Raw genomic sequence first — 13,327 nt, 5'->3', positions numbered from 1 at the left:
GATGGCATCTTTAAAGGAAAAGCCATGTCGCCATACTGTCATCGCTGAAGACTTGGAGGTTATTTTTTCCCGGCCTGAAAAGTGGCATTGTTTCGCTGGTAGCCATGTACTAATTGCTGGTGCCACGAGTTTCCTGGCCGCCTACCTAATAGAGTTCTTCGCTTCCCTTAGTGAGCGCTGGCCTGAGCGCCCGGTAGTGATTCATGCTCTGGCTCGGGACAGGAATAAGCTGTCCTCGCGTTTCCCCCATCTGATGGGTCAATGTTGGTTTCGTCCGATCATTCAGGATGTTTGCGATCAGCTACCGGGTTTCGAGAGGATCGACTTTATTGTCCATGCTGCCGGTGCCGGGAGTCCAAAACACTATCTTGCGGATCCTGTTGGTACTGCGCGTGCCAATGTGCAGGGTGTACTCAATCTGCTTGACCTAGCCAGGTTATACGGATCACGCCTGCTCTTCATGAGTAGCGGCGCGGTCTATGGCCATGGACAAAGTGTTAACGCCATCACTGAGACCGGGTTCGGTGGCCTGGACCCCCTGGATATCTCCGCGTGCTACGGTGAAAGCAAGCGCATGGCTGAGACTCTTTGTGCTGATTATCATCGCCAGTATGGGGTGGCCACGGTTATTGCGCGTATCTCACACACCTACGGTCCAGGCATTGCACTTGACGATGGACGATCTTTTGCGGATTTCATTGCTGACGCCCTGAATGGGCGGCCTATTGTGCTCAACAGTGACGGCTCTGGCAGTAGGCCCTTTTGCTACGTGGCCGATGCCACGGTGGCCTTCTTGATGTTATTGCTGCGGGGGGAGGCCGGGAACGCCTACAACATTGGCATGGATCAGGAAACTACCATCCTCGAATTGGCTCGGCTTATCGCAAGACTCTCGCCTACGCCGGATCTTGAGGTGGCTTGCCAGCCGGCGACGTTAGATCGGCAGGCGCTGTTCCGGGCGGGAGGGCATTTTGATCTTGCAAAAATAGAGCTACTGGGATGGCGGCCGACCACCCAACCTGAAGCGGGATTCGAGCGAACCCTGCGTTACTTCACTCAGAACTGAACGGAAACTCGACATGGAAACCACCCAGCAGAATCGTCTAGAACTCGCCAGGGAGAAGTTCAAGACAGGCGAAATCGACAAGTTCCAGTACGCTGAATACATCAACGGTCAGCATGCAGGCTTGTTCGACTACCCACGTTTTCTTGCTGGTACTGATGTAGAGGAAATTCGTATAACGGCTCAAGGGGTTGCGATCAGTTCGGCTTCCCATGGCATCTCGATGTTGATCGATGACGTGGATATGCACGCAACACCCTACACGCTGCTGGATTTTGGAAACTACGAGCTTGATGAAACCAATTTTCTCAAGTCAGTCTTTACTGATGGCGATGTGTTCCTCGATATTGGCGCAAATCTTGGTTGGTATTCTCTGGTGTTGGGGCGTAACTGCCCTTCCTCAAGGATTTTCGCTTTTGAGCCGATTCCATCCACGGTGGAGGTCATGGAGAAAAACATCCGCCTGAATCAATTGGATAACATCCAGGCGGTTTGCATGGGGGTTTTCAATAAGGTGGACGAGCTGGATTTTCTATTCGCTCCCGACGTTTCCGGCGCGACCTCTCTGAAGTTGACAGGGCAAGATAGAGGCAGAACGTCTATTCAGAACGTGGCATGCCAAACCACAACCATTGATGTCTTTTGCGCCACCCACAACATAGCTCCCTCCTTGCTGAAAATTGATGTGGAAGGTGCAGAGCTTATGGTGGTCGAAGGCGCAGAGAAGACCTTGAATGGCACTCCCATTATCTTGGTAGAACTGCTTCGCAAGTGGTCAAAGGCGTTCGGTTATCACCCTAATGATGTTTTTGCGCTGCTTGGCAGGTACGGCTATCAAGCCTGGGTTTTTCGCGAGGATGGAAGACTTCAAGCCTGCCCCGGCGTAACTGAAGAGACGGTACAAACCAACTACGTTTTCATGCATCCACAAAAGCACTCGAAGGTTATTTCTCAATGGGAGGCGCTCGTTTGATGACGCCTCGTAAAATGGCCGCACCAATGGCCATGAAATATGGCCTCATCACAAACGTCATGACCTTTGGCCACCTTACGGCTGGTAGCCGCAGCAACCTGGGGGATGATATTCAGACCCATGCTGTCGAACACCTATACGATTTTATGGGTATTACGCCCGATCAGGTCGTGCGACTGAACCGATATGAATTCCAGGATTATGACGGACGCCACGGCTACATTCTCATGCCGATGTGTGGCTACTTCACTTTGGGTAATGCGCAGAGCCCACTGCCGCTATCGCCATACATCATTCCGGTCTACTTCAGTTTTGGGCTCTCTAGCGATGTCGATGATCCTGCAGATCTTGATCATTTTCGCCGCCATGAGCCTATAGGCACTCGAGACGAACGGGTCATGCAGATGTTTCGATCGCGTGGCGTAGCTGCCTTCCTTTCCGGTTGTCTGACTATTGCTTTTCCTCGCCGCAAGTGTGCCCCGGTAAATGGCAAAGTGTTTTTGGTCGATGTGCCGGAGGAAGTGTTGGAGCATATGCCTCGAGAGCTTCTAGACAACGCGGAGCATCTGACGCACGTATACCCATATGAACGCATTCCCTCCGATCAGAAGGAGGCTGATCGCCTGGACGCTTTGGCGCGTGAATTATGCAGGCGCTACGCCGACGAGGGCGCTCTTGTCGTGACTAGCCGGCTACATTGCGCTGCTCCGTGTATCGCAATGGGAATTCCTACCATCGTTGTGGCTCACAATATCAGCGACCGCTTCGCGTGGCTGGATCGATATGTGAATATTCACACGCGTGAAACCTTTGCCCAGATTGACTGGAACCCTGGCGTTCCGGATCTCGAGGAAACCAAGAGAATGATACTTGGCGCAGCTGCCATTCAGATCGCGCGCGCCCGCGAGCGATGGGCGCCGTGGGCCGAAATCAGTGCATTCTACGAAAGTCGTGATCCCAGTCAGTACAATCACATGATGACGCATGCTCTGGAGCGGCTATTGCCTCCTGGCGGGGTGCCGTTGCGCTTCGCTTTTTGGGGAGCCAATACACATGGTGTTCGTCTGAGTCGCGCAATCAGTGAGCTGCGACCGGGCAGCGAGCTGGTAGCTGTAGTTGATGAGTATCTTCAGGCAGAGCGTTTTTGTGGTGTGTCGGTGGTGCGCTCGGACGCTCTGGAAAGGCTGCGGCGTGAGGGCGTGTACGTTTTTATCTCGACATACGCGGGGCGTGAGTATGCAGAGAGGCACCTGCGGGAAAAGGGGGTAGAGCATGGTTGTTTGTTCCGTGATCTGCTGACTTTTCATGCGCTCTCGTGAGCAACTGCCTGTTTGCAACTCTCGCCTGAATAGTATTGGTGTTTTTTGACTGAAGACAGCCTGCATGTGGCAATGCCACTCGCAGGAATGTCTGTCCAAGGGACAAAAGAAGGAATGTGGGTATGATGGAGCGTGATTTTGGGGTCGGAGGTCGGTGCCTCGGCAGGCAATGGAGAGTTGGGATCGCTGGCATCACATATGATGATCCGGAGCAGCCTTTTGTTCTCGGTGATGCGTTCTTGCATGCATTGATGCATCAACTGCCTTGGCAACAGCTCAAAGCTTATGCCGACGCCAATGGGTTGATCTTCGAGCCGGTTTTGCACCGTGATGATGTTGACCATGACGCTCTGCTATTAGTGCTATGCAATTCTTCCGGGGAACTGTTGAGCGGTCTGAATGCGCAAGTTAATCGTTACCTGCTGCTGCGAGGCGGACAGGTACGCCTGGCCCCAGAGCATGAGACTTCTTTTGCACGTATTTTTCTTCCCCTCGGCGAACCATTCACCGATGGCCGCTTGGTTTCCCTTAACCAGCCCCTTACCCTGCCGGTATCTCGCGCCAGTACTCATGAATGGCTGCTTTGTGATGATGAGCCCGAGTTGCCCGGCTTGCTCCCGCAGCAATGGTGTGAATGTCTAGAAGCTGGGCGAGTGCCGGTGCATCTAGGTAACTGGTCGGTACCTGAGTGGGTCCCCCAAGGGAGCTATATCGAGGCGCATGATCGCCCTGGTCAATCTTCGCTGCAGGATTTCTGTAACAAGCGAGTGCAAGCCGCCGGTGAAACACTACAAGCTTTTCTGGTCAGCAAAAGCAGCTATCCCTATTCCAGTGATTTCTGGGTTACTGCCCTGACGGCTGCGATTGCAGGTGATGCCGCTTTAGTTCGTGATAATAGACCTTTACTCAGTGTCATCATTCCTGCCTATAACTATGGTCGGTTTCTGAAGCAAACCATCTCATCGGTACTAGACCAGGGCTATGAAAATATCGAGATTCTCGTGCTCGATAACGCATCAAGCGACAACACTACTGAGGTTTTGCGCTCGTTTGCGAATGAACCGCGTGTGCGTTACCTCCGGAACTCACGAAATGTGGGCCCCAGCTACAATGTGCTCAACGGTATTCAGATCGCTCAGGGGCGCTACTTGTCGCTTCTGATGGCTGACGATTATTACAACCCTGGTTACCTGTCTAGCCTGATGCCCCGCATGCTAGAAAATCCTCATGTAGTTGTTGGTTATACGTCGATCCGCTGGGTCAATGAGCAAGGACGTGGACTCGCCGTGCCCAGGCATCCGGGCTACAAGAACCAGGACTATATTGGTGGCCGCAACGAGGTCGCTGATCTGTTGATTCATGACAGCTACATTCCACCGTCTGCTACGCTAATTCAGAGAGAGCCCTTTCTGCAGGTTTGGCGCAGAGATCCCAAGCTTAATGGCGCTGGTGACTGGCTTTCGATGGTGCAGGTGGCAGAGAAGCATCCTGATTTTATCTTTCTGAGCGAGCCTGGGGTCACCTATCGAACTCACTCCGCGCAGCTTTCAACTGAGTTCTACTCTTCCAATGCCCCGCTTTCTGACCATATACGCATAGTCGAGGGGGTTTTTGAGCGTGGTGCGGAGATTAAGCTGCGAGGTTGTGAGCTCGCCGTTGCCGCACATCTTCGTCGGCGCCTCGCTTTGTATCCAGATGAACAAGCCTCGTCTTTGGGATTGCAAGTTGTTCAGCTATGCAAGCGGCTTGAGGTACTGGCTGCAATTGATCAGCAGGCTCTATTCTCTATCGTCCTCACCACATTCAACCGACCAGCCATGCTGCTGGATGCATTACGTAGTATTGCTACACAAACGCTGCACGATTTCGAGGTCATCCTGGTCAACGATCACGGTGATCCAGTCGAATCGTTGCTTGATGGTTTTGATTTCCCTCTGACTTACTTGCGCCAGGGTGCCAATAGAGGTCCTGCTGCCGCTCGTAATGCAGCGTTGCGGTTGGCCAAGGGTCGCTATATTGCTTACCTGGATGATGATGACATTTTCCTGCCTGACCATCTCCAGTCGCTTGCTACCGCCCTTGAAAGTCATCCTGACGCCGTTGTGTACACCGATGCGGTGTTTATTACCGAGAAACTGGAACAGGACTCCCGTATCGAGTTGGCCCGGGACCATCGCTATAGTCACGATACCTACTCAAAAGAACGGTTCTTTGTCGACAACTACATACCGGTTAATACTTTTGCCTGCTCAAAAGGTCTTGCGATAGCGGCTGGCGACTTTGATGAATCCTTATCAGGGCTGGAGGATTGGGATTTTCTTTTGCGCCTTGCGACACGCTCGGAGTTCGTGCATCTGCCGTCCACCACAGTTGAAGTCAGAATGCGCGCGGCTGATGAGACTGTTGAACGGAGATCCGATCAGGCCTCTAAGAACTACGCCGACCTCTACCAGGAAATCTATCGCCGTCACCCTGATTTGGGCAGCGAGCAGGTGCGTCAGGGGCGTTTGGCGCAGCTACGCAAGCTTGGGGTTGTTACCAAGGGTGCACCTGCATCGGTGCGCAACTGGCTCTCCGCTAGAACCCTTACCCCAGTGCAGCAGCGCCTGATCGCCGAGTACGTTGAGGAGCAAGAGGCTCACGCGGCGCAGTTGAAAGTGGTGATCCTTGATCTGGATGGTGACAGTAACGCGCTGACTCGAAGCCTTGTTTCGATACAGGGTTTCGACGCGGTGAATAATATCAGTCCAATGGTACTGAGCACCTCATCCACCCAGGAAGATCACTCGAACATCTCTGTTGAGGTCGAAGCGGATAACTGGGTCGCATCACTCAACCAGCTGCTTGCTGCCGACAGCAGTGACTGGGTTATGCTGATCCGTGCGGGTGACGAACTGACTGCCAGCGGCCTGCAGATAGCCTCGTTGGAGCTAATGGCGGACCCTCAGTGCCGGGCCATCTACTGTGATGCACTCTATCGTCAGGACGATGGCGACTTTGGTGCTGCTCTGCGACCAGACTTCAATCTTGATTACCTACTCAGCTTCCCGTGCGGGATTGCGCAGCACTGGCTGTTTAATCGGGCTCACCTTGTCAATCTTGATGGCTTTGACCCTCAGATGGGCGAGGCCATGGAGCTGGATCTGATTCTTCGACTGGTAAGCCAGGAGGGTGTCAGCGGCCTGGGCCATATCTCCGAACCTCTGGTCATTGCGGCAGCGCCAACCTTGCGCGACAGTCCGCATGAGCGTGCAGCCATAATCGCGCATCTTCATGCCCGCGGATATTCAAAAGCGCAACTGGACAGCGTAATTCCCGGTCAGTACAGAATTGATTATGGGCATCCTGAGCGGCCGTTGGTGTCGGTGGTAATTGTTGTAAACGACGATCTGGCGATGGCTCAGCGCTGTGTCATGAGTGTTCTCGAAAACACCGATTATTCCGACTACGAGATCCTGTTGATTGATAATCAGAGTCAGAAGCCCGCAACAGTCGAGTGGTTGAAGGCGGTGGAGCACATGGGTAGCGAAAAAATTAAGGTGATGCGCTCCCCCGAACGCTTGAGTCATAGCGAGGCCTGTAACCAGGCGGCACTAAATGCAGGCGGAGACTACCTGTTGCTGCTGCGCTCGGATGTGGCGGTGATTGACGCGAATTGGCTTGATTCACTTATGAACCACGGTCAAAGACCAGAAGTCGGCGTCGTGGGTGCGCGTACGGTAAATTCCGAAGGTCTGATTACCCATGCTGGCTTGATTCTAGGTCTGGAAGGACCCGCGGGCGCTGTTTTCCTTGGCGAGCCACTGGATGCTCCCGGATACATGCAACGATTGCAGGTTGATCAGAATGTCGGTGCCGTTGCCGACAGCTGCCTGCTGGTGCGCAAGTCTCTGTATATTGATGTGGGCGGTATGGACGCGCAGCACTTTGCTGATCAGGGGGCCAATATCGATCTTTGCCTGCGTATTGCCGATAGCGGGCATCTGCTGGTTTGGACTCCACGCGCTACGTTACTTCATGGTGTTGAAAAAAGAGCGATCCCAAGAGATATTGAGGATGAGCTATATAGTCGCTGGCTGCCGCGTCTGGCACGTGACCCTGCGTATAATCCCAATTTCTCGCTGGCCAAGCCTGGCGGCTTCAAGTTAGCAGATCCCCAGATTTCCTGGCGGCCCTTGAATGCTTTTCATCCGGTACCTGTTGTCCTGGCGCATCATGCTGATGAGACGGGCTGTGGCCAGTACCGCATGATTCAACCCTTCAGTGCATTGAAAACGGCCGGTTTGATTGATGGTGCTCTATCCCGTGGTTTGATGCATGTCACCGATCTAGAGCGTTACGATCCTGATGTGGTTGTCATGCAGCGGCAGATAGCCAACGAAAGGTTGGAGGCGATGCGCCGTATGCGCGCTTTTTCCAGGGCCTTCAAGGTATACGAGCTGGACGACTATCTGCCGAATCTGCCGCTGAAAAGTGTTCATAGGGATCATATGCCCAAGGATATCGTCAAGTCCCTGAGGCGAGGGCTGTCCTACGTAGATCGTTTTGTGGTGTCCACAGAAGCAATCGCAGATGCTTTTAATGATTTTCATCACGACATCAGGGTCAGACACAACACGCTTGATCCGCTTTGGTGGGGCGAGAATCTTCCCGAGAGTCGCAGACGTACTGGTACAAAGCCACGGGTTGGCTGGGCAGGGGGCGCCAGCCATACCGGTGATCTGGAGATGATTGAGGATGTCGTCAAAGCGCTTGCCGATGAGGTGGAGTGGGTGTTTTTTGGTATGTGTCCGGAGAGGATGAGGCCCTACATCCATGAGTATCATCCGGGTGTGCCAATCACACAGTATCCAATGGCTTTGGCGCGACTAAACCTCGATCTGGCTCTGGCTCCGGTTGAGCAGAATCTCTTTAATGAATGCAAGAGCAACCTGCGGCTGCTTGAGTACGGGATTTGCGGATACCCGGTCATATGTAGCGATCTGCGTTGCTATGAAGGTGACCTACCTGTCACCCGCGTCAAGAATCGATACAAGGATTGGATAGAAGCGATACGCATGCATCTTGCCGATCGTGAGGCTAGCGAGGCCATGGGTGACGCTTTGCGAGGAACGGTGCGAAGCCAGTGGATGCTTGAGGGCGTTAATCTCGATCTATGGCGTCAGGCCTGGTTGCCGGACTGATTTTTTGGACTGAGGCCTAAAGAATATCGTGGTATAGGCGATAAACAAGGTAAGGCTGATGGGCATCTCAGCCTCGCCACGGCAGGTGCAGAGGGATTGACAAAGTTTTTTTTCAAAACCCCTAAAGCTTTGGTAAGTGGCGTCGATACAGTAACTGAATGCGAACTCAATGGGTGCCTGGGCAAGTCCAGCCCTGAGATCGCTGCTCAGGCAAACATAACCAAGTTTACGAGGTACTTACCATGGCTCTTACAGTCAACACTAACGTAGCTTCACTGAACGCCCAGCGTAACTTGGGTGCTTCTTCGAACAACCTGCAGACTTCCCTGCAGCGCTTGTCCTCCGGTTCGCAGATCAACAGTGCCAAGGACGACGCAGCTGGCCTGCAGATCTCCAACCGTCTGACCAGTCAGATCAATGGTCTCGGTGTAGCAACCAAGAACGCAAACAACGGTATTTCGATTGCCCAGACTGCTGAAGGCGCTTTGCAGGAGTCGACCAACATCCTCCAGCGTATGCGTGACCTTTCCCTGCAGGCTGCCAACGGTTCTAACGGTGATAGCGAGCGTGATGCCTTGAACTCGGAAGTCACCGAGCTGAAGAAAGAATTGGATCGTATTTCAAACACGACTGCCTTTGGTGGCAAGAAGTTGTTTGATGGCAGCTTTGGAACTGAAACATTCCAGGTGGGCAGTGCTGCCAACGAAGCTATCAGCTTGAAGCTGGACGAAACCAGCACCAAGTCCCTTAGAAGCGATGCTATCAGCAGCGGCACCATTGCGACTGCAGATGTAGCCGGTGCCACGGCTGCGGCCTCTGGTGCTGTTGCCGTCTCCTTTACCATCACTGGTGGCAGTGCTGATGGGACCGATCGGGTATTCACCGTCAGCTCTGAATTTGCTTCAGGTGCTACCGTAACCGAACAGGTACAAAACCTGGCAACCGCCATCAACGACGCGAACATCGGGGTGGGTGCATTCATCGATGATTCGGGTGCGATTAACGTTCTCACCAATGCAGATCTCGGCACTGCTGATGGCGAACTGTCCATTGCCTTCTCTTCGGGTGCTACTGCTGCGGCAGCAAGCACTGCAGCAGAGGCTGGTGGTACAGCGGTAACTCTGGCTGCAGTAGCGGCAACCGACGCTGAAGTTCGCGATATCGACCTTACTAGTGCCGAAGGTGCTCAGAAAGCTGTCTACATCATCGACGCTGCACTGCAGTCCATTGATAGCCAGCGTGCGGATCTGGGTGCTGCCCAAAACCGCTTCCAGTCCACTATCAGCAACCTGCAGAACGTGTCCGAGAACGCCTCCGCCGCTCGTGGCCGGATTCAGGACACCGACTTCGCTGCTGAAACTGCGAAGCTGACCAAGAACCAGATCCTCCAGCAGGCTGGTACTTCGATCCTGGCCCAGGCCAACCAGTTGCCCCAGGCCGTCCTAAGCCTCTTGGGCTAAGGTCAAAACGGAGCTAGACTGCGGGGGAAGGGTTAAAAGCCTTTCCTCCGCTTTTTCCTTTGTGAGGTATTTATCATGGAAATGGGCGTTCTCAAACCGTTTGAAATCACTAGCAGTGCGCGCACCGGTGTTTCGGTTGAGGCGGCTAAAGCCAGCGTTATATCTGGCGGGCAGAAGGATGTTGCAGCAGAGAATGTTTCTGGCAGATCGGCTGAGGCACAGAGCCGTAATACCGCGGAAACCAATGCAGAGCCAGACCGCGAGACGCTTGAAGCAGCGGTGTCTGACATGCAGAATTTTGTCCAGTCGGTACAACGTGACATCAATTTCAATGTTGATGACAGCAGCGGCCGGGTGGTGATTAACGTAACCGAGGCAACCAGTGGCGACGTGATTCGCCAGATTCCTTCGGAAGAAGCACTGAGGCTCTCGGAAAATCTATCCGAAATCCGCAGTTTGCTTTTCAAAGCAGAAGCTTGAGGGCTCCTGCTGGCCGGTTTTAATGGCACATAACTTGCCTGCATTACCGGGACATTCTATTCGGTACGCAGACCGTCAAAAATCGGTCGTAGGGGCAGGCTCATGGCTATTCAAGGTTTAGGTACAGGCGTCGGCTCTGGTCTTGATATCAACAATATCGTCAAGGCTCTGGTAAATGCGGAAAGCGCGCCAAAAACCGCGCAGCTCAACCGTCTGGAGCGCGATACCACTGCCAAGTTCTCTGGGCTTGGGCAATTTCGAAGCGCGATTTCCGATTTCCAGACTGCGCTGAAGGATCTCAATGATCCCGCTTTGTTTGAAAAGCGAAGCGCGACCTCCGCCAAACAAGACATTTTTACCGCCAAGGCAGACGGAACCGCGAGTGCCGGTAATTTCAGCGTGCAGGTCTTCAATTTGGCGCAGACCAGCAAGCTTTCGCTGCAAGGCCTGGATAACACGACTGACCCTGTTGGCACCGGAACACTGACGATTACCGTTGGTGGAGAAGCTCTCGACATTTCCATAGGTGAAGACAATAGCAGTCTTTCTGGCATCCGCGATGCGATCAACGCGGCTGGCAAAGACAGCGGCCTGACTGCCACGATTGTAAGTGATCCCAGTGGGGCGGGTGGTGCTCGTCTGGTACTGAGTTCAGACCAGGCGGGCAACGGCAACGATATCAGTGTCAGCTCCAGCAGCCTCACCGGGAATCTCGGTCAGTTGGATTTTACTCCCCCTGATCCGACTCTTACTGACTACGTGCCCGCAGCATATGATCCTGCGGACCCTCGTGCTGCTCGAGTGATCAGCTTCGCCCGAGACGCGAATCTCGCAATTGATGGAATTCCCATTTCAAGTGCCGGAAACACCATTGACAACGCAATTGCTGGGGTGACGCTGACCCTCAAATCTGCTCAGTCAGAGGAGGACCTCCAGAGCGCCGCCACGATTAATCTTGGGGTTGCCGAGGATCGAGCGGGAGTCAAAGGTTCTTTGAAGAAGTTTGTCGATGCCTACAACAAGATGATAGGCACTATCGGCAGCTTGACTAAAGTGACCTCAGTGGGCGGCGATGACGGCGAACCACTGGCCGCTGCCCTGGTCGGCGATGCTTCGGTACGGTCTTTTTCAACTGCTATTCGTAATGAGCTAGGCTCCACACAAGGTGGGACCGATAGCCTTCGTTTGCTGGCCGATCTGGGGATTTCTACCCAGCGCGACGGCACACTGAAAATCGATGATGAACGAATGGATGCGGTACTAGCGGACAACTTCGAAGAGTTGAGCGGTTTCCTTACTGGTGACTCGGGTATCCTGTCCAGACTGGAAAGCAAGACTGATCCTTACGTCCAGAGCGGCGGCATCCTTGAGTCGCGTACCAAGGCATTGCAAAACACGCTTTCAAGTGTTGATGGGCAGCGCGAGCAGCTGACAAGACGTATAGACAAGCTCGAAGCGCAACTGTTTTCCCAGTTCAATGCCATGGATGCGTTGGTGGCTCAGCTTTCAGGCACCAGCGACTATTTGAGTGGTGCGCTGAGTAATCTCCCAGGCGTTGTTAGACAGGATAATCGTTAATGAAAAGCCCGATCGATACATACAAGAATGTCAGCGTTTCCCAGGAAGTATCGCAGTATCGCGCAGTTCAGCTCCTGCTAAATGGCGCCATCGAACGCGTGAAGCTCGCGAGGCACGCCCAGGCCACTGGTAATCCAGAGCGTCGCGGCGTTGCGGTTAGCGGCACCCTGAGTATCATAGGAGCATTACAGGGTGCACTCGACAAGGATCTGGGTGGTGATATCGCCGAGAATCTGGATGCTTTGTACGACTACATGACCCGTAAGCTGGCGGGCGTGGCGCTGGACGATACCCCGCGCAGTCTGGATGAGGTGCAGGGCCTGCTAGAAGAAATCAAGGAAGGCTGGGATGCGATCGAGCCCAATCTGAGTGCAGATCAGGAAACACCCTCCGTTTAATGTTTGCGGGCGCGCTGCGCCCGCTTTCGCTTTTTTTTTAATACATTCTCCCCTCAAGTTTTCCCTCAAGCGCCGATATAGAGGTATATGTTCTTTACCTCAGGATATCGCCATGAACGCTTACGCAGCGATGAAGCAGTACCAGACAGTTAATGTTAACGCTCAGGTCAGCGAAGCAGCTCCACATCGTCTGATTCAGATGTTGTTGGAGGGCGGTTTGCAGCGCATTGCTCAGGCCCGGGGTGCCATGCAATTCGGGAATATCCCACTCAAGGGTGAACTGATCGGCAAGAGCATGGGTATCGTTTCAGGCCTGCGTGATGCGCTGGATCTGGAAAAAGGCGGCGAAGTGGCGGCCAACCTCGATAGCCTTTATGCTTATATGCTGCAGCGTCTGAGCCTGGCTAACCTGAATAACGATCCAGCCATGCTAGACGAGGTCGCGTCTCTGTTGCGTGACGTGAAAGAAGGCTGGGATGGCATTGCCCAACACTGAGGAAAGCATCATGACGGTTGCGGTCAAGCAATTGGAAGATACCCACCGCGCTCTTGTCGAGGCGGTTCATGCGGGCGACTGGCAACAGGTCAGCAATCTTGATGGTGTATGTCGAGAACTGGTTGCTCAAGCCATGGCCCAGGAAGACCGTGATGATCAGGCGTTGGCTGATGCGCTGGACAACCTGCTGACGACCTACCGTGAAGTCGTGGCGCTTTGCCAGGCAGTGCAGGGCAAGCTCGCCGAAGAACTTCAGGACCTCCAGCGCAGCAAGCAGGGCGCCAAGGTCTATCAGATGTTTGGTTGAAGATCCTCGCGTCAAACTGTTAATGGCCAATTAATCTGACCCACCTCTGGCCAACAATTTTGACCCACCC

General features: G+C 53.6%; 10 protein-coding genes. All 10 read left to right on the top strand.

Translation table 11 applies throughout. The features are described from left to right. Position 1 precedes the first annotated feature (1 nt). Positions 2-1,066 (top strand): NAD-dependent epimerase/dehydratase family protein, encoded by a 1,065-nt coding sequence (locus tag AAC076_RS09240; RefSeq protein WP_339844756.1) that lies wholly within the window; start codon positions 2-4, stop codon positions 1,064-1,066. Between the two features lie 13 nt (positions 1,067-1,079). Beyond that, entirely contained in the window at positions 1,080-2,036 is a 957-nt protein-coding gene (locus AAC076_RS09235; RefSeq protein WP_339844754.1) for an FkbM family methyltransferase, read from the top strand. Beyond that, the gene (locus AAC076_RS09230) at positions 2,036-3,355 is read left to right on the top strand and encodes a polysaccharide pyruvyl transferase family protein (RefSeq protein ID WP_339844752.1); all 1,320 of its coding nucleotides are present in this window, start codon (positions 2,036-2,038) and stop codon (positions 3,353-3,355) included. Before AAC076_RS09235 ends, AAC076_RS09230 begins: the two co-directional genes overlap by 1 nt. A 122-nt stretch (positions 3,356-3,477) precedes the next feature. After that, entirely contained in the window at positions 3,478-8,538 is a 5,061-nt protein-coding gene (locus AAC076_RS09225; protein WP_339844749.1) for a glycosyltransferase, read from the top strand. Positions 8,539-8,780: 242 nt separating this feature from the next. After that, the gene (locus AAC076_RS09220; protein WP_339844747.1) at positions 8,781-9,998 is read left to right on the top strand and encodes a flagellin; all 1,218 of its coding nucleotides are present in this window, start codon (positions 8,781-8,783) and stop codon (positions 9,996-9,998) included. A 75-nt stretch (positions 9,999-10,073) separates the two neighbouring features. Continuing rightward, a complete protein-coding gene (locus tag AAC076_RS09215; protein ID WP_339844745.1) occupies positions 10,074-10,478 on the top strand; it encodes a flagellar protein FlaG in 405 nt (134 codons plus the stop codon). A gap of 102 nt (positions 10,479-10,580) precedes the next feature. Next, the gene (gene fliD / locus AAC076_RS09210) at positions 10,581-12,056 is read left to right on the top strand and encodes a flagellar filament capping protein FliD (protein WP_339844743.1); all 1,476 of its coding nucleotides are present in this window, start codon (positions 10,581-10,583) and stop codon (positions 12,054-12,056) included. Further along, entirely contained in the window at positions 12,056-12,454 is a 399-nt protein-coding gene (gene fliS / locus AAC076_RS09205) for a flagellar export chaperone FliS (protein ID WP_339844741.1), read from the top strand. Before fliD ends, fliS (AAC076_RS09205) begins: the two co-directional genes overlap by 1 nt. A 112-nt stretch (positions 12,455-12,566) precedes the next feature. Then, on the top strand, positions 12,567-12,950 hold the full coding sequence (gene fliS, locus AAC076_RS09200; protein ID WP_339844740.1) for a flagellar export chaperone FliS: 384 nt from the start codon (positions 12,567-12,569) through the stop codon (positions 12,948-12,950). Then, positions 12,931-13,257 (top strand): flagellar protein FliT, encoded by a 327-nt coding sequence (locus AAC076_RS09195; RefSeq protein WP_339844739.1) that lies wholly within the window; start codon positions 12,931-12,933, stop codon positions 13,255-13,257. Before fliS (AAC076_RS09200) ends, AAC076_RS09195 begins: the two co-directional genes overlap by 20 nt. Positions 13,258-13,327 lie beyond the last annotated feature (70 nt).

This window comes from uncultured Halopseudomonas sp. (assembly GCF_963977355.1).
Classification (GTDB): Bacteria; Pseudomonadota; Gammaproteobacteria; order Pseudomonadales; family Pseudomonadaceae; genus Halopseudomonas.
The sequence above is the reverse complement of the archived record's forward strand: the minus strand, read 5'-3'. Positions and strand labels throughout refer to the sequence as shown.

Coding starts and splice junctions, on each gene's coding strand:
- AAC076_RS09240 (WP_339844756.1), top strand. CDS start 2: ATGGCATCTTTAAAGGAAAAGCCATGTCGCCATACTGTCATCGCTGAA.
- AAC076_RS09235 (WP_339844754.1), top strand. CDS start 1,080: ATGGAAACCACCCAGCAGAATCGTCTAGAACTCGCCAGGGAGAAGTTC.
- AAC076_RS09230 (WP_339844752.1), top strand. CDS start 2,036: ATGACGCCTCGTAAAATGGCCGCACCAATGGCCATGAAATATGGCCTC.
- AAC076_RS09225 (WP_339844749.1), top strand. CDS start 3,478: ATGATGGAGCGTGATTTTGGGGTCGGAGGTCGGTGCCTCGGCAGGCAA.
- AAC076_RS09220 (WP_339844747.1), top strand. CDS start 8,781: ATGGCTCTTACAGTCAACACTAACGTAGCTTCACTGAACGCCCAGCGT.
- AAC076_RS09215 (WP_339844745.1), top strand. CDS start 10,074: ATGGAAATGGGCGTTCTCAAACCGTTTGAAATCACTAGCAGTGCGCGC.
- fliD (WP_339844743.1), top strand. CDS start 10,581: ATGGCTATTCAAGGTTTAGGTACAGGCGTCGGCTCTGGTCTTGATATC.
- fliS (WP_339844741.1), top strand. CDS start 12,056: ATGAAAAGCCCGATCGATACATACAAGAATGTCAGCGTTTCCCAGGAA.
- fliS (WP_339844740.1), top strand. CDS start 12,567: ATGAACGCTTACGCAGCGATGAAGCAGTACCAGACAGTTAATGTTAAC.
- AAC076_RS09195 (WP_339844739.1), top strand. CDS start 12,931: ATGGCATTGCCCAACACTGAGGAAAGCATCATGACGGTTGCGGTCAAG.